We start from the raw sequence: 14,048 nt of genomic DNA, 5'->3' as shown, positions 1-14,048 counted from the left end.
CCCCCGAATGAACACGTACCCGATACTCAGCACGGCCATCTGGCTGCCTATCGCATCTGGCCTCCTCGTCCTCGCGACGGGTTCCGACCGACACCCGGCGGCGGCCCGGTGGCTGTCGCTGGGCGGGGCCGTGCTCAGCTTTCTGGTCACGCTCGCGCTCATCACGGGTTTCGACTCCAGCACGGCGGCGCTGCAGTTCGTCGAGCAGGCGACGTGGATCGAGCGCTTCCACATCTCGTACCACCTCGGCGTGGACGGCATTTCGATGTGGTTCGTCGTGTTGACCTCGCTGATCACGGTCATCGTCGTGATCGCGGGCTGGCAGGTCGTCACGAAGAACGTCGCGCAGTATCTGGCGGCGTTCCTGATCCTTTCGGGGATCATGGTGGGCGTGTTCTGCGCGGCGGACGGGCTGCTGTTCTACGTGTTCTTCGAGGCCACGCTGATCCCGATGTACATCATCATCGGCGTCTGGGGCGGGCCGAACCGCGTGTATGCGGCGTTCAAGTTCTTCCTTTACACGCTGGCCGGTTCGCTGCTGATGCTGGTCGCGCTGATTTATCTGTATCACCAGACCGGCACGTTCGATCTCGCCGCATGGCAGGACGTGAAGCTGGCGATGCTGCCGCAGATCCTGCTGTTCATCGCGTTCTTCGTCGCGTTCGCCGTGAAGGTGCCGATGTGGCCCGTTCACACGTGGCTGCCCGACGCGCACGTGGAAGCGCCGACGGGCGGCTCGGTGGTGCTCGCGGCGATCATGCTGAAGCTCGGCGCGTACGGCTTCCTGCGCTTTTCGCTGCCGGTCACGCCCGACGCGAGCCGCTATCTTGCGCCGGTGATCATCACGCTCTCGTTGATCGCCGTGATCTACATCGGGCTCGTCGCGATGGTGCAGGCGGACATGAAGAAGCTGGTCGCGTATTCGTCGATCGCCCACATGGGCTTCGCGACGCTCGGGTTCTTCATCTTCAGCCAGCTCGGCGTGGAAGGGGCGATCGTCCAGATGCTTTCGCACGGCTTCGTGTCGGGCGCGATGTTCCTTTGCATCGGCGTGCTTTATGATCGCATGCACTCGCGCCAGATCGCGGATTACGGTGGCGTCGTCAACGTGATGCCGAAGTTCGCCGCGCTCGCGATGCTGTTTTCGATGGCCAATTGCGGTTTGCCGGGTACCTCGGGCTTCGTCGGCGAGTTCATGGTGATTCTGGCCGCCGTGCGGTTCAATTTCTGGATCGCGTTCGGGGCGGCGTTCACGCTGATCCTCGGCGCGGGTTACACGCTGTGGATGTACAAGCGCGTTTATTTCGGCGCGATCGTCAACGACCATGTGAAGTTGCTCAAGGACATCGACCACCGCGAGTACCTGATCCTGGCCATGCTGGCGCTATTGACGCTGTTCATGGGCATCTATCCGAAGCCCTTCACCGATGTGATGCACGTTTCCGTGGACAATCTTCTTACCCACGTTGCGCAGTCGAAGCTGCCGCTGTCGCAGTGACGCCTGAGCGGAAGACTCAAAAATCATGCAAAACGCTCCTATGAACGCTCTGCTGCCCGATGCGCTGGTGATGCTCGCCGTCGTCGTCGCGTGGCTCAACGATACGTTCGTCGGCCAGGCCGGCCGGCGCACGACCTATTTCATCGCGTTGCTCGCCACAATCGTGGCCGGCATCTGGTTCGCGGTGAACGCGTTCGATCCGCACACGTACTATTTTTTCTCCCGCATGTACGTGGTGGACGCGTTCGCGAGCGCGATGAAGGCGGTGGTTTCGTTGGGGTACGCGGTGTCGATCGTCTATTCGCGCCGGTATCTCGAGGATCGGGACCTGTTCCGCGGCGAGTTCTTCCTGCTCGGGATGTTCGCGTTGCTCGGCCAGTTCGTGATGATCTCGGGCAACAACTTCCTGACGCTCTATCTCGGCCTCGAGCTGATGTCGCTGTCGCTCTATGCGGTCATCGCGCTGCGCCGTGACGTGACCTCGTCGACCGAGGCGGCGATGAAGTACTACGTGCTCGGCGCGCTGGCTTCCGGCTTCCTGCTGTACGGCATTTCGATGCTGTACGGCGCGACGGGCTCGCTGGAGCTCGACGACGTGCTGCATGCCGTCGCGTCGGGGCAGATCAACGACGTGGTGCTGCTGTTCGGCGTCGTGTTCGTCGTCGCGGGCGTCGCGTTCAAGATGGGCGCCGTGCCGTTCCACATGTGGGTGCCCGACGTCTACCAGGGCGCGCCGACCGCGATGACGCTGCTCACGGGCGGCGGCCCGAAGGTGGCCGCGTTCGCCTGGGCCGTGCGCTTTCTTGTGATGGGCCTGCTGCCGCTGGCCGCCGATTGGCAGGAGATGCTGATCATCCTCGCGGCCCTGTCGATGATCGTCGGCAACATCACCGGTCTCGTCCAGCGCAACGTCAAGCGGATGCTCGCGTATTCGGCGATCTCGAACATGGGCTTCGTGCTGCTCGGGCTGCTCGCCGGCATCGTCGACGGCAAGGCGAGCGGCGCGGCGAGCGCCTACAGCTCGGCGATGTTCTACAGCATCGTCTACCTGATCACGACGCTCGGCTCGTTCGGCGTCATCATGCTGCTCGCGCGCCGCGATTTCGAGGCGGAAACGCTCGACGACTTCAAGGGCCTGAACCAGCGCAGTCCCGTATTCGCGTTCGTGATGATGCTGATGATGTTCTCGCTCGCCGGCATTCCGCCGACGGTCGGCTTCTACTCGAAGCTCGCCGTGCTCGAGGCGACGATGAACGCCGGGCTGACCTGGCTCGCGGTGCTCGCGGTCATCACGTCGCTGTTCGGCGCGTTCTACTATTTGCGCATCGTGAAGCTCATGTACTTCGATGCGCCGCTGGACACGACGCCGATACGCGGCGATGCCTGCAACCGGGCGCTGCTCGCGCTCAACGGCGTGGCCGTGCTGATTCTCGGCATCATCCCCGGTCCCTTGATGACCCTCTGCCTGCAGGCTGTCGCGCATACGCTGCCGTTTACGCTGCCGCTGTAATAATGTCGTCTGCCGGCTGGTTTATCGTGCTGTTGGCGCTTGCGTGCGCCAACCTGCCTTTCCTGAACCAGCGGCTGCTCGGCCTCGTTCCCCTGCGAGCCGACAGGAAAAGCGCGTGGTGGCGGATCGCCGAACTGATCGCCCTGTATTTCGTGGTGGGCGGGTTCGGCTTTCTGCTCGAAGCGCGGGCCGGCAATCGCTTCGAGCAGGGCTGGCAGTTCTACGCGATTACGTTCAGCCTTTTCGTCGTGTTCGCTTTTCCCGGCTTTACCTGGCAATATCTCGTCAAGCGCCGGTAGCGGCAAGGCGTGGGCCGTGCCGCATGACCCCTTTTTGCAGAGGTTGAAGATGGCTGCCGAACTTCCCGATCACGAAGCTGCGCTGGTCGAGACGCGCGTAGAGAGCAGGACGATCTACGCGGGCTCGTTCCTGACCTTGAAGAGCGACACCGTCGCGCTGCCGGACGGCAAGCATGCGACGCGCGAGTTCGTGGAGCACCCCGGCGCCGTCATGGTGATCCCGCTCTTCGACGACGGGCGCGTGCTGATGGAAAGCCAGTACCGCTATCCGATCGCGCGCGTGATGGCGGAGTTTCCCGCGGGCAAGCTCGATCCGGACGAGGGCGCGCTGGCTTGCGCGAAGCGCGAGTTGCTCGAAGAGACGGGCTATACGGCGCGCGAATACTTCTACCTGACGCGAATTCATCCGGTCATTTCGTATTCGACCGAGTTCATCGACCTCTATCTGGCGAAAGGGCTGACCTCGGGCGAGCGCAAGCTCGACGAGGGCGAGTTTCTCGAACTTTTCACGGCGTCGCTGGCCGATTTGTCCGAGTGGGTCAGGACGGGGCGGATCACGGACGTGAAGACGATCATCGGCACGTTCTGGCTCGAGAAGGTGCTCTCCGGCGCATGGTCCCTGGGCGCGCCGGTGCGGGAATAGTTGGCCGCAAAGGCCGGGGATGTTCCCGGAACGGCGGCCTGCGGCCGCCGTTTTCGTTGGAAACTCCGGCGGCCACGGGCCACACGGGCCACGGGCGAACGGGGAATTCTGGCGGTTTCAGCGGCTTCGCGCACGGAACGCTAGAATCGCTGACACGCCGGTCGGCCGGCAGGTTGCCGATCGATTCCGAACGATCGTTTATAAATTACCCACTTGCGCCGCTGATGCGCATAGGCCCGACTCCAGATGAAGGTCCTCGATTTACAGTGCCCGGACGGCCATCGTTTCGAAGGCTGGTTTGCCTCCGCCGATGAGTTCGAGTCGCAGTTGTCCCGCAGGCTTGTCGAATGCCCGATTTGCGGCGCGACGCAAATCAGCCGTCTGCCTTCCGCTCCCCGGCTGAATCTTTCGGGAGCGACCGGGACGCCGGCGATTCCCGATGCGGGCGATTGGCAGGCGCGTGTCATGCGGGCCGTGCGCGAAGTGATCGAGAAGACCGAGAACGTGGGCGATCGCTTTGCCGAGGAGGCGCGGCGCATCCACTACAACGAAGCGCCGGCCCGCGGCATCCGTGGAGTCGCGTCGGCCGAGGACACGCGCTCGCTCGTCGAAGAAGGCATCGACGTCCTGCCGTTACCGATTCCGGCCGCGCTGAAAGGGCCGCTTCAATAGCCGCCGCGCGTCATGAGAGGCGCGCGGGCAACCGGTGAGCGGGTGCGCAGACACCTGCCGCAAGACCGATGGAGGGACACAAAATCATGAGAATCAGCTACGAGGATCTGGAGGTCGGGAAGACCGACGAAATCGGTTCGCACACGTTCACGCGCGAGGAAATCGTGCGTTTCGCCCGGGAGTTCGACCCGCAGCCCTTCCATTTGAGCGAGGCCGGCGGCGAGGCCTCGCCGTTCGGCGGCCTGATCGCGAGCGGCTGGCACACCTGCTCGGTCATGATGGGGATGCTCGTGCGCAGCGTGATGGGCGAGTCGACGTCGATGGGTTCGCCCGGCATCGACGACATTCGCTGGATCAAACCCGTCAGGGTCGGCGATACGCTCACGGTGAAGAACACCGTGCTCGACAAGCGCGTGTCGACGAGCCGTCCCGATCGCGGGATCGTCCAACTGCAGTGGGACGGCATCAACCAGCACGGCGAAACCGTCGTTACGGTGCGCTCGACGGTGATATTCGGGCTGCGTCATCCGGGAGCCGCTTTGCCCCGCGCGCAGTGACGGCGACCGGGCTTCAGTGCTTCGCGTATTGCGTCGCGCCGAACAGGATTTCCTTCGCCTTGTCGTCCATCACCGGCTTGCGGGCCGATGCGAGCACTTCCACGCCGCGCTGCACGGCGGGCCGTGCGGCAATGGCTTCATGCCAGCGCTTCACGTTGGGCAGCGCGTCGAAGTCGACTCCCTGGTTTTGCCACGAACGCGTCCATGGGAACGCGGCGATGTCGGCAATCGTATAGTCGTCGCCGGCGAGGTAAGCGGTCTTCGCGAGCTGCGTATCCATGACCGCATAGAGCCGGCGCGCTTCGTTGGTATAGCGGTTGATCGCGTAGTCGATCTTTTCCGGCGCGTATATGCGGAAATGGTGGGCCTGGCCCAGCATCGGCCCGAGACCGCCCATCTGGAACATCACCCATTGCAGCGTCTCATAACGCGCGGCCGGATCGGCCGGCAGAAAGCGGCCGGTCTTTTCCGCGAGATAGATCAGGATCGCCCCCGACTCGAACAGCGAGAACGGCTTGCCGTCCGCGCGCCGAGGGCCGTCGGAATCGACGATGGCGGGAATCTTGTTGTTCGGGCTGATGGCGAGAAACTCGGGCTTGAACTGGTCGCCGGCACCGATATCGACGGCGTGAGCAACGTACTCGAGGCCCGTTTCCTCGAGCATGACGTGAACCTTGTGGCCGTTGGGCGTGGCCCAGCTATAGACGTCGATCATCGTGGCTCCTTGACGTGATGGCCGGCGGCGCTCAGAGGCGCGCGAGCCGTTCGAGCGCGGTCGCGAGCGTGCTTTCGCGCTTGGCGAAGCAAAAGCGCACGACGCCGGATTCGTGCGACTCGTGATAGAACGCGGACACCGGAATGGCCGCGACGCCGATCTCGGCCGTCAGCCATTTCGAGAACTCTGCCTCGGGCAAATCGCTGATGGCCGAGTAATCGACGCACTGGAAATAGGTGCCGTCGCAGGGCAGCAGCTTGAAGCGCGTATTCGCGAGCCCGGCGCGGAAGAAATCGCGCTTGCGCTGATAGAACGCCGGCAGTTCGAGATAGGGCGCCGGGTCGCGCAGATACTGCGCGAGGCCGACCTGCATCGGCGTGTTCACGGTGAACACGTTGAACTGATGCACCTTGCGGAATTCGGCCATCAGCGGGGCGGGTGCGGCCACGTAGCCGACCTTCCAGCCCGTGACGTGATAGGTCTTGCCGAAGCTCGACACGATGAAGCTGCGCGCGGCCAGTTCGGGATAGCGCGCGATGCTCTCGTGACGCGCGCCGTCGTAGACCATGTGCTCGTACACCTCGTCGGAGAGGATGAGGACGTTGGTGTTGCGGACGATCTCCTGGAGGCGCTCCATGTCGGCGGCGCGCCATACCGTGCCGGTCGGATTGTGCGGCGTGTTGATCAGCAATAGCCGCGTTTTCGGCGTGATCGCGGCGGCGAGGCGGTCGAACGGAATGGCGTAGTCCGGCGCTTCGAGCGTGACGAACACGGGCTTGCCGCCGGCCAGCCCGATCGACGGCAGGTAGCTGTCGTAGGTCGGCTCGACGACGACGACCTCGTCGCCGGGATGCACGGTAGCAAGGATGGCCGTCAGCAGCGCCTGGGTCGCGCCGGCGGTGACGGTGATTTCCGCATGGGCGTCGTAGCGGCGGCCGTACAGGTTCGCTATCTTGTCCGCGATGGCTTCGCGCAGCGCGGCCACGCCCGGCATCGGCGGATACTGGTTGTGGCCGTCGCGCATGGCCTGGGAAACCGCGTCCGCGATGCGCGGGTCGCAGTCGAAATCGGGAAAACCCTGGCCCAGGTTTACCGCGCCTTTTTCCGCGGCCAGCGCGCTCATCACAGAGAAGATCGTCGTGCCGACGTTCGGCAGACGGGACAGGACGGTGGGCGCGACAGGCGTGGGGTGCGGGGCATTCATGGTGCGGATTCGGCAGTGTGCGGGTTGAGGGCGAAAGTCTGATTGTAGGGAAATCGGCGGATTCTTACATCGTCTCGCTTGATGGCGAGGCGGGCGCGTCGAGGCCGCAGGCGGAGACGAACGGCGCGGGCTCGGCGATCCGGAAGCCGAAGTCGCGCGCGACGCGCTTTGCCAGACGCAGCACCGCGCGATCCTTCGACACGAGCCAGGCCGCGCCGCCCGCGTGCGCGAGTTCGAGAAACTTCTGGTCGTCGCGGTCCTTGCATTGGGGCAGCGGTCTCGCGTCGGCGGCCGGTTCGGGCGGCGCGATCTGCTGCGTGAGCTTTGCCACGATCGCCAGCGCGGCCGACTTGTCGACGCCGCGCGGCACGAACTGCGGATAATCGAGCACGTGCGCGAGTTCGGCCAGACACCGCGCGTCGATCAGCGCGCGCAGCGCGCCGTTTTCGAGCGCGGCGCGGATCGGGCGCGCATGGGGATCGTCGAACACAAGAATGTCGATCCATACGTTCGAGTCGAGCACGACGGGTAGCGGGGCTTGCGGGATCAGGGAGCCGGGCATTCTTTACATTCGCTACAATCGGGCTTTTGCTTTTGCAGATCGGGCACGGACGTGCCTGCGAGCCCTTATGATAATCGTTCTGTCGCCGGCCAAATCGCTCGACTACGAAACGCCGCCTCATATCGAGCGGCATACGGTGCCCGACTTCGTGGACGATGCGACCGAGCTGATCGACGGCCTGCGTCGTCTGTCGCCGCAGCAGATCGCCACGCTGATGGGGATTTCCGACCCGCTCGCGCGGCTGAATTTCCAGCGCTACGCGGACTGGTCGCCGCGCTTCGACACGCGCAACGCGAAGCAGGCGATGCTCGCGTTCAACGGCGACGTCTACGAGGGGTTCGACGCGAAGTCGCTGTCGGCCGCCGATCTCGACTACGCCCAGCAGCATGTGCGCGTGCTCTCCGGCCTGTACGGCGTGCTGCGTCCGCTCGATCTGCTGCAGCCGTACCGGCTCGAAATGGGCACGCGCTTCGGCAATGCGCGCGGCAAGGATCTGTACGCGTTCTGGGGCGATCGCATCACGGACGCGCTGAACGGTCAGTTCGAGCAACTGGAGCGGGACGGCGCGGCATCGCGCGTGCTCGTGAATTGCGCGTCGACCGAATACTTCCGGTCGGTGAGGCCGAAGCGGTTGATTGCGCCGGTCGTCACGCCCGTCTTCGAGGACTGGAAGGGCGGCCGCTACCGGATCATCAGCTTTCACGCCAAACGGGCGCGCGGGCTGATGGCGCGTTACGCGGTGACGAACCGGATCGACTCGCCCGAGGCGCTCAAGGGCTTCGATGCCGAAGCGTACGCGTTCGATGCCGCCGCCTCGGACGATTCCACCTACGTTTTTCGTCGGCGAGTGGCCGACTAGCCGGCCACTCGCCGCCGCGGAGGCTCTGCCATGACGCTTTCCATCACAAGCAATTTCGACGCGGGCGCGATCGAGATCGTATCGTGCGAGCATCCCGACGACATCCGGCTGCGCATACGCAGCGACAATCGCTCGGAATTCGCGCAGTGGTTCTACTACAGGCTGGCCGGCGCTCGCGGCGCGCGCTGCGTCATGACTTTCGAGAACGCGTCTGCCTGCGCATTTCCGGACGGCTGGCGCGATTACCGCGCGATGGCCAGCTACGACCGGGTGAACTGGTTCCGCGTGCCGACCACGTATGACGGCAAGGTGCTGACGATCGATCACACGCCGGAATTCGACGGCATCTACTACGCGTATTTCGAACCTTATAGCGAGGAGCGTCACGCGGCGTTTCTCGGCGCCGTGCAGCAGATGCCGCACGCGACGGTGACCGAACTCGCGCAGACCGTCGAAGGGCGACCGGTATCGATGCTGAGGCTCGGCATGTTGCCCGACGACGGGTCGTCGGGCGCGGCGCCGGCGAGAAAAGTCTGGGTCATCGCGCGCCAGCATCCGGGCGAGACGATGGCCGAGTGGTTCGTCGAAGGGCTCGTCAAGCGACTGGCCGGTTGGGGCGATTGGGCCGGCGATCCGGTTGCGCGCAAGCTTGGCGAGCGGGCCGTGTTCTACATCGTGCCCAACATGAACCCGGACGGCGGCGTGCGCGGCAACCTGCGCACCAATGCCGTAGGGGCCAACCTGAACCGGGAATGGATGGAGCCCGATGCGCAGCGTAGCCCCGAGGTTCTCGGCGTGCGCAACGCGATCCTCGAAACGGGCTGCGATCTTTTCTTCGATATTCACGGCGACGAGGGGCTGCCGTACGTGTTCGTCGCCGGTTCGGAAATGCTGCCGGGGTTCACGGAGCAGCAGGTGCGCGAACAGCATGTCTTCATCGAGGCATTCAAGCAGGCCAGTCCGGATTTTCAGGACCGTCACGGCTATCCGGTCGGACGCTATCGTGAAGATGCGCTGAAGCTGGCCTCGAAATACGTGAGTCACCGGCTCGGCTGTCTGTCGCTGACGCTCGAAATGCCGTTCAAGGACAATGCCAATCTGCCCGATGAGCGGGTTGGCTGGAACGGTGAGCGTAGCGCGGCGCTGGGAGCCGCGATGTTGCAGGCGATCCTGCATCACGTCGAGACGTTCGCTTAAAAGGCGATCGCGCGTTCGCAGGCACGACGTCCGGCATTTTCGCGGTTTCGCCGTTCTTGTTGAGATCGCCTATGTCGCCCGGCGTGATAGGGCCGATCTGCCGTATGCCGTCAGTCGTGGGACGCGGCCTTCTTTTTTCGGGCCGCTTTTTTCGTGCCGGTTTTGCCGTTCGCAGCGGCCTTGCCGGGCGCGTGCCTCTTTCCGATCTTGCCCGTCGGTTTGCCTTTCCCGGTTCGCTTGCTGGCCGCCGGCTGCTTGCCGCGCCGGTGACGGCGGGCGCCGTGAGCGGCCGGACCGCGTTCGCTGACAGCCCGCACCGAAGGCTGGGGATCGTTCCAGCTAAAGGCGAGCATCTGGTTGCCGACGTAGCCGCAGCGGAATTTCAGATCGATCGGCGCGTTGCTGCTGTTCGACGGGATGCCTATGCCGTCGACCGATACGATGGTATCGACCTTGATGCGCTGCTTATTCTCGTTGAACGAGTCGTTCCAGGGCGTGACCGACGCATGGGGGCTGTCGAACGAGTCGGGCGGAAACTCCACGTGGTCGAACATGTTGACCGTGCTGGCCACGAAGTCGCCATGCGCGGCGCAATCGGCAACTAGCGGATCGGCATGCAGTTCGTTGATGAATTTGCTGACGAGTTCGTTGTGCTGCTCGAGCTGATCGGCGTGGGCGGGTAGGGTACAGGCGAGCGTGACGCCCGCGACGCATGCCGCCAGTCGGCTGATCACCTTCAGCAGCCGGCGGGATGCCTGGTTGGAATCCATCGGATTTGAAAGCAGGTGACATCTGGCATCGTAAGATGCCTGTAGACGGCACGAGTTCAATTCCACCGGAATTATTTCGCCTGTGCAGGCGTTAGGACAGAATGCAGGATTGGATGAAGGGTGGCGAGTCGCGTAAAGGCGGGATGAAGCGCGGCGCGGATAGCGGTGCCGCTTTCCGATTCAAGTGCGTGGACCGCCGAGCCGGTAGCGGCGCACGTCGTAGGTCGTCACCCAGGCTGGCCGGTAGACGGCGATCAGTGCGGTCGCCATGCCGGTGAACCACACCTCGCCCGAGGCCAGCAGAAATACGCTGAATGCGTAGCCGGCGGGTATTACGAGAGCCGATCTGCCCGTCAGCGCGATGTGCGTGCCGAGTGCGAGATAGGCGACGGCAACTACGACGATGGCGGGCGACAGGAAGCCCTGGCCTACGATAAACATGAGCAGGTTGCGAGGCAGCCACGCGATGATCGCCCGCTGCAGCAACGCTGAAATTCCCACCGGAAAAGCCCCGAACACGAGGAAGGTGAAGGCTACGCCGTCCCAGGGCGCATCGAAAACCATCGCCGCCAGCATGGCGACGACGGCCATGGCCACGAGCGCGAGCTCCCAGTCGAACAGCGTGACCACCAGCGTGGCGCCAAGCAGATGCAGCACCGTGCCGTCTTCGAGCCAGGCGTTGGTTGCCCACAGCACGGAGATTGCCACGATGATGGCGAGCCAGACGTGCTGCAGCGTCGAATCCTGCAGGCGCCTGAACGGGCTGCGCCAGAGGGCGAGCGCGATCAGCCCCGCGGCGACGATCCAGCCACCGACGGCGATCCAGAATGGAAGCGGCGTATACAGGAATCCCATGTGCTTAATATTACTCGTTGGGCAACGAAACGTGTGGGCATGTGCCATATCAGCAATCGTCCGGCAGCGGCGAGCCGATCGGTTCGGCAGTGTCCTGTTCCGTTTGGGCGGCTTCGCCGAACGGCGTGGCGGGTTCCGCGGCGAGCGGCAGTGCGCCCGCGGTGTCGTCTGTCAACAACGGGTAGCGGAAGGTCGCACCGTTGCGGGCACGCAGCGGTACCGGGCCAGGCTGGCCGGGAACGGGCCTGGGTGCCAGTTCGTCGCGAGTGCGCAGTACCTGTAGCTGGCTGGCGAGCCACCCGTTGTAGATGGCGACGGCCGCCGCGCGGTTAGGCGCGCCGAGCTGCTGGAATATGCTTGCCAGATGAATTTTCACGGTTCCCTCGCTGATGCCGAGGGTGCGGGCGATCATCTTGTTCGTGCTGCCCATGTGGACGCAACGCATGATCTGCTGCTGACGCGGCGAAAGACTGCCGGTCAGTTTTGTCTGCGGTGGCGGGAGGCTGGGTACGGCAGCCCGTCGCGGCGGTGCGGCTATAGGGCGGAGCGCGTCGGCCGGCACATGGTTGCCGCCGAGTAGCACGATTTCGAATACCCGCACGATCAGGCACGCGTCCGCCGTGCGCGGGATGACGCCGCGAGCGCCTTCGGCGAGCAGATCGAGCACGACGGGGGACGATGCCTCGTCGATCAGCGCGGCGACCGGCAAATCCGGGTAACGGGACGTGAATGCCTGCAGTTCGCCGACGCGAATGCTGTCGTGCCAGTCGATCACGAACAGGTTGGGCATGAAGCGCTGCATGACGCGATCGGCGGCGCGCCAGTCCGGGGCGTCGTTGAAGCGTGCGCGCCGGTCAATTTGCCTCAGCAGGGCTTTGAGTCCTTCGCGACGCTCGGCGTCCGGATTGAAAACTGAAAACCGCATGGCATGCCCTCCTGATTGGCCTGTCTCAAGTGGGTCCCGGCGCACGGGATGACGGTCTGCGCCGGGTACTCCGCCTGAATGATGACAAAAAGCTTTCGGGAGGGCGCCTGTCCGGAAGGTATAGGAGTCTGCTTAAAACGCGCCTGAGAGCGCGAACCTTGCGGCCAGGGTGAGGGAGGTCAATGGAAGTGAGGTTGGGCGGGCTCGGCGTCCTCGGGCATTTCGGCGTGAACGATCTCGCCCAGCGGGTCGGCATAAAGCGGAACGCCGCAGTCGTCGCAATATTCGGGCTCGAAGCGGCCGGCGTGGCGGCGTATGTCGACGATGCCGGCATCTTTCAGGAGCATGACGATCTCTTCTAGCGGACCTTCTCCGACACTTTCCCCGGTCGGCTCCTCGTCGATGTCCACGTCGCCGTTTTCGCGGCCGTAGAGCGGCCAGACCACGCCGTACAGTACGTCGTTGCTGCCCCGGCGGGTGAAGCCGATCCGATATTCGTCGATACGCCGCTCGCCGAATCCCCCCACGACGGCGCGCAGATCGTCGGCCGTCGTGCTGAGCGTGTCCAGCAGATAGCGCACGGCGGTGCGGACCGTGTGCGGACGCACGCGCTCGTCCGCGTCGCGGCAGGCCGAATAGTAGGCGTCCGGTAGCAGGCATTCGAATTCGCAGCCGGGCATGACGACAGCCAGGTTGGCGCCGCCCTGGGCCGTCCATTGCTCGAGGCACTGGCCGCGTTCGATGCGCGTGCCGTGCTCTTCTTCCTGCCAGCGAAAGAGCGGCGCGCCCACGGGCGCGGCTGCGACGGCCAGCAGAAAGCGCGGGTCGGCGAGAATCGGGGAGGTTTCCGGCAACTCGCCGGTGTTGATCCGGGCGGTGCCGCCGCTGATGGCCGATTGCGCGAGTTGCTGCGCGAGACGCCAGGTCTCGACGTGATGGCGGGGCAACTGGTCGATGCTGTACAGGTATGGCGCCATGGCGACGCGCGCGCCGTTCGCCAGCACATGAGCCTGCAGATGCGTGCGCAGGGCTTCCGCCGCGTCCGTCTTCAGCGGGCCGGACGGGATGAGGTAGCGGGTCCAGGCAAGCACGGGCGCAGCGATCAGCAGTGCTTCGTATGTCGTTCCTTCGTGCTCGATGCTGAACGACTCGCTATGCGTTTCGGCCATGTCGGCGAGCGCGCCGTAAGCGTCGGGGTGGTTTTGCTGAAGATGGTCGAGCGCCGCGTCGAGCGTGGTCTGATTGCCGTTGCGCACGATCTTCGCGAGTAGCGTATCGAGCTTGGCTTCCCAGAAGCGGTCTTCGGTGCGGCTACCCGAGGCAAACAGGGCGAGCGAGAGACCGACCAGTTTGTCGGCATCGGGGGGAAGGCGTTTGGCGATTCGCGAGCGCATAAATAAATCGGGGAATTTGGGATGCAAAGAATCCCTCATTCTAGTCGGTTCGGTGGTGCGGGGCAGGAGGAATCTACCAGGCCTGTCGGCGGTCGGGGGTGGGTAGCAGCGACGCAATGCGGTCGGCCGCGGCTTTACGGGGTTGAGGTGGAAAGCGGGTTGTCCGGTTTTCTGTCGGGCATCGGGCTGCGTAGTTTTGCCGTTGTGCGCTGGTTTGCTGATGGAGCGTGTAGTGGCCGGATGATGTGTGGAGCCGAGGGTGAGGCGGAGAGGGGCGGGGGGATGGAGAGGGATATCAGAAGGGGGTTGACGGGTTCTGGTTTGGTGCGCATAATCTCGCTTCTCTGCTGCAGACGCGGCGGCGGACCCGGAGGAAAGAGGCCGGGTC

15 protein-coding genes are annotated in these 14,048 nt (G+C 64.3%); 8 read left to right on the top strand and 7 right to left on the bottom strand.

Features of this window, described 5'->3' with window-relative positions; all coding sequences use genetic code 11:
- The first annotated feature begins 7 nt into the window (after positions 1-7).
- From CY652_RS17350 to CY652_RS17325, 6 genes are all read left to right on the top strand, one after another.
- The gene (locus tag CY652_RS17350; RefSeq protein WP_102131957.1) at positions 8-1,498 is read left to right on the top strand and encodes an NADH-quinone oxidoreductase subunit M; all 1,491 of its coding nucleotides are present in this window, start codon (positions 8-10) and stop codon (positions 1,496-1,498) included.
- Between the two features lie 25 nt (positions 1,499-1,523).
- Positions 1,524-3,008 carry an NADH-quinone oxidoreductase subunit NuoN gene (nuoN, locus tag CY652_RS17345; protein ID WP_102131956.1) on the top strand — a complete coding sequence of 495 codons (1,485 nt, stop codon included), beginning with the start codon at positions 1,524-1,526 and terminating at the stop codon, positions 3,006-3,008.
- Between the two features lie 2 nt (positions 3,009-3,010).
- Positions 3,011-3,307 (top strand): DUF2818 family protein, encoded by a 297-nt coding sequence (locus CY652_RS17340; RefSeq protein ID WP_102131955.1) that lies wholly within the window; start codon positions 3,011-3,013, stop codon positions 3,305-3,307.
- A gap of 49 nt (positions 3,308-3,356) precedes the next feature.
- Positions 3,357-3,950, top strand: a complete 594-nt coding sequence (locus tag CY652_RS17335; RefSeq protein ID WP_102131954.1) for an NUDIX domain-containing protein — start codon at positions 3,357-3,359, stop codon at positions 3,948-3,950.
- Positions 3,951-4,196: 246 nt separating this feature from the next.
- Positions 4,197-4,622 (top strand): DUF1178 family protein, encoded by a 426-nt coding sequence (locus tag CY652_RS17330; protein WP_102131953.1) that lies wholly within the window; start codon positions 4,197-4,199, stop codon positions 4,620-4,622.
- An 86-nt stretch (positions 4,623-4,708) separates the two neighbouring features.
- Complete coding sequence (locus CY652_RS17325) at positions 4,709-5,179, top strand: MaoC family dehydratase (protein WP_102131952.1); 471 nt, start codon at positions 4,709-4,711, stop codon at positions 5,177-5,179.
- Between the two features lie 13 nt (positions 5,180-5,192).
- On the opposite strand, the gene CY652_RS17320 is transcribed toward CY652_RS17325, so the two are convergent.
- From CY652_RS17320 to CY652_RS17310, 3 genes are all read right to left on the bottom strand, one after another.
- A complete protein-coding gene (locus tag CY652_RS17320; RefSeq protein WP_102131951.1) occupies positions 5,193-5,894 on the bottom strand; it encodes a glutathione binding-like protein in 702 nt (233 codons plus the stop codon).
- A 31-nt stretch (positions 5,895-5,925) separates the two neighbouring features.
- Complete coding sequence (locus tag CY652_RS17315; RefSeq protein ID WP_102131950.1) at positions 5,926-7,098, bottom strand: pyridoxal phosphate-dependent aminotransferase; 1,173 nt, start codon at positions 7,096-7,098, stop codon at positions 5,926-5,928.
- 64 nt (positions 7,099-7,162) lie between these two features.
- Positions 7,163-7,660: a putative toxin-antitoxin system toxin component, PIN family gene (locus CY652_RS17310; protein WP_102131949.1), complete on the bottom strand. Its 498-nt coding sequence runs from the start codon at positions 7,658-7,660 to the stop codon at positions 7,163-7,165.
- Between the two features lie 67 nt (positions 7,661-7,727).
- On the opposite strand from CY652_RS17310, the gene yaaA reads away from it, so the two are divergent.
- Together yaaA and CY652_RS17300 are read left to right on the top strand one after the other, a co-directional pair.
- Positions 7,728-8,519 carry a peroxide stress protein YaaA gene (gene yaaA, locus CY652_RS17305; protein WP_102131948.1) on the top strand — a complete coding sequence of 264 codons (792 nt, stop codon included), beginning with the start codon at positions 7,728-7,730 and terminating at the stop codon, positions 8,517-8,519.
- 30 nt (positions 8,520-8,549) lie between these two features.
- On the top strand, positions 8,550-9,716 hold the full coding sequence (locus CY652_RS17300) for a M14 family metallopeptidase (RefSeq protein ID WP_102131947.1): 1,167 nt from the start codon (positions 8,550-8,552) through the stop codon (positions 9,714-9,716).
- Positions 9,717-9,826: 110 nt separating this feature from the next.
- Here CY652_RS17300 and CY652_RS17295 read toward each other — a convergent pair whose 3' ends face one another.
- The 4 genes from CY652_RS17295 to CY652_RS17280 all read right to left on the bottom strand — a co-directional run bounded on the left by CY652_RS17295 (position 9,827) and on the right by CY652_RS17280 (position 13,660).
- Positions 9,827-10,486 carry a BspC domain-containing protein gene (locus tag CY652_RS17295; RefSeq protein WP_102131946.1) on the bottom strand — a complete coding sequence of 220 codons (660 nt, stop codon included), beginning with the start codon at positions 10,484-10,486 and terminating at the stop codon, positions 9,827-9,829.
- Between the two features lie 180 nt (positions 10,487-10,666).
- Entirely contained in the window at positions 10,667-11,341 is a 675-nt protein-coding gene (locus tag CY652_RS17290) for an energy-coupling factor ABC transporter permease (RefSeq protein ID WP_102131945.1), read from the bottom strand.
- 49 nt (positions 11,342-11,390) lie between these two features.
- Positions 11,391-12,266 (bottom strand): helix-turn-helix transcriptional regulator, encoded by an 876-nt coding sequence (locus CY652_RS17285; RefSeq protein WP_102131944.1) that lies wholly within the window; start codon positions 12,264-12,266, stop codon positions 11,391-11,393.
- A 179-nt stretch (positions 12,267-12,445) separates the two neighbouring features.
- Positions 12,446-13,660 carry a DUF2863 family protein gene (locus CY652_RS17280; protein WP_102131943.1) on the bottom strand — a complete coding sequence of 405 codons (1,215 nt, stop codon included), beginning with the start codon at positions 13,658-13,660 and terminating at the stop codon, positions 12,446-12,448.
- Between the last annotated feature and the right edge of the window lie 388 nt (positions 13,661-14,048).

It is taken from the genome of Burkholderia sp. WAC0059 (assembly GCF_002870125.1).
GTDB lineage: Bacteria > Pseudomonadota > Gammaproteobacteria > Burkholderiales > Burkholderiaceae > Paraburkholderia.
The sequence above is the reverse complement of the archived record's forward strand: the minus strand, read 5'-3'. Positions and strand labels throughout refer to the sequence as shown.

Bases quoted from the DNA above. Each gene is read 5' to 3' on its own strand.
- yaaA (WP_102131948.1), top strand. From the start codon at position 7,728: ATGATAATCGTTCTGTCGCCGGCCAAATCGCTCGACTACGAAACGCCG.
- CY652_RS17315 (WP_102131950.1), bottom strand. From the start codon at position 7,098: ATGAATGCCCCGCACCCCACGCCTGTCGCGCCCACCGTCCTGTCCCGT.
- CY652_RS17340 (WP_102131955.1), top strand. From the start codon at position 3,011: ATGTCGTCTGCCGGCTGGTTTATCGTGCTGTTGGCGCTTGCGTGCGCC.
- CY652_RS17295 (WP_102131946.1), bottom strand. From the start codon at position 10,486: ATGGATTCCAACCAGGCATCCCGCCGGCTGCTGAAGGTGATCAGCCGA.
- CY652_RS17325 (WP_102131952.1), top strand. From the start codon at position 4,709: ATGAGAATCAGCTACGAGGATCTGGAGGTCGGGAAGACCGACGAAATC.
- CY652_RS17280 (WP_102131943.1), bottom strand. From the start codon at position 13,660: ATGCGCTCGCGAATCGCCAAACGCCTTCCCCCCGATGCCGACAAACTG.
- CY652_RS17350 (WP_102131957.1), top strand. From the start codon at position 8: ATGAACACGTACCCGATACTCAGCACGGCCATCTGGCTGCCTATCGCA.
- CY652_RS17300 (WP_102131947.1), top strand. From the start codon at position 8,550: ATGACGCTTTCCATCACAAGCAATTTCGACGCGGGCGCGATCGAGATC.
- CY652_RS17330 (WP_102131953.1), top strand. From the start codon at position 4,197: ATGAAGGTCCTCGATTTACAGTGCCCGGACGGCCATCGTTTCGAAGGC.
- CY652_RS17310 (WP_102131949.1), bottom strand. From the start codon at position 7,660: ATGCCCGGCTCCCTGATCCCGCAAGCCCCGCTACCCGTCGTGCTCGAC.
- nuoN (WP_102131956.1), top strand. From the start codon at position 1,524: ATGCAAAACGCTCCTATGAACGCTCTGCTGCCCGATGCGCTGGTGATG.
- CY652_RS17335 (WP_102131954.1), top strand. From the start codon at position 3,357: ATGGCTGCCGAACTTCCCGATCACGAAGCTGCGCTGGTCGAGACGCGC.
- CY652_RS17285 (WP_102131944.1), bottom strand. From the start codon at position 12,266: ATGCGGTTTTCAGTTTTCAATCCGGACGCCGAGCGTCGCGAAGGACTC.
- CY652_RS17290 (WP_102131945.1), bottom strand. From the start codon at position 11,341: ATGGGATTCCTGTATACGCCGCTTCCATTCTGGATCGCCGTCGGTGGC.
- CY652_RS17320 (WP_102131951.1), bottom strand. From the start codon at position 5,894: ATGATCGACGTCTATAGCTGGGCCACGCCCAACGGCCACAAGGTTCAC.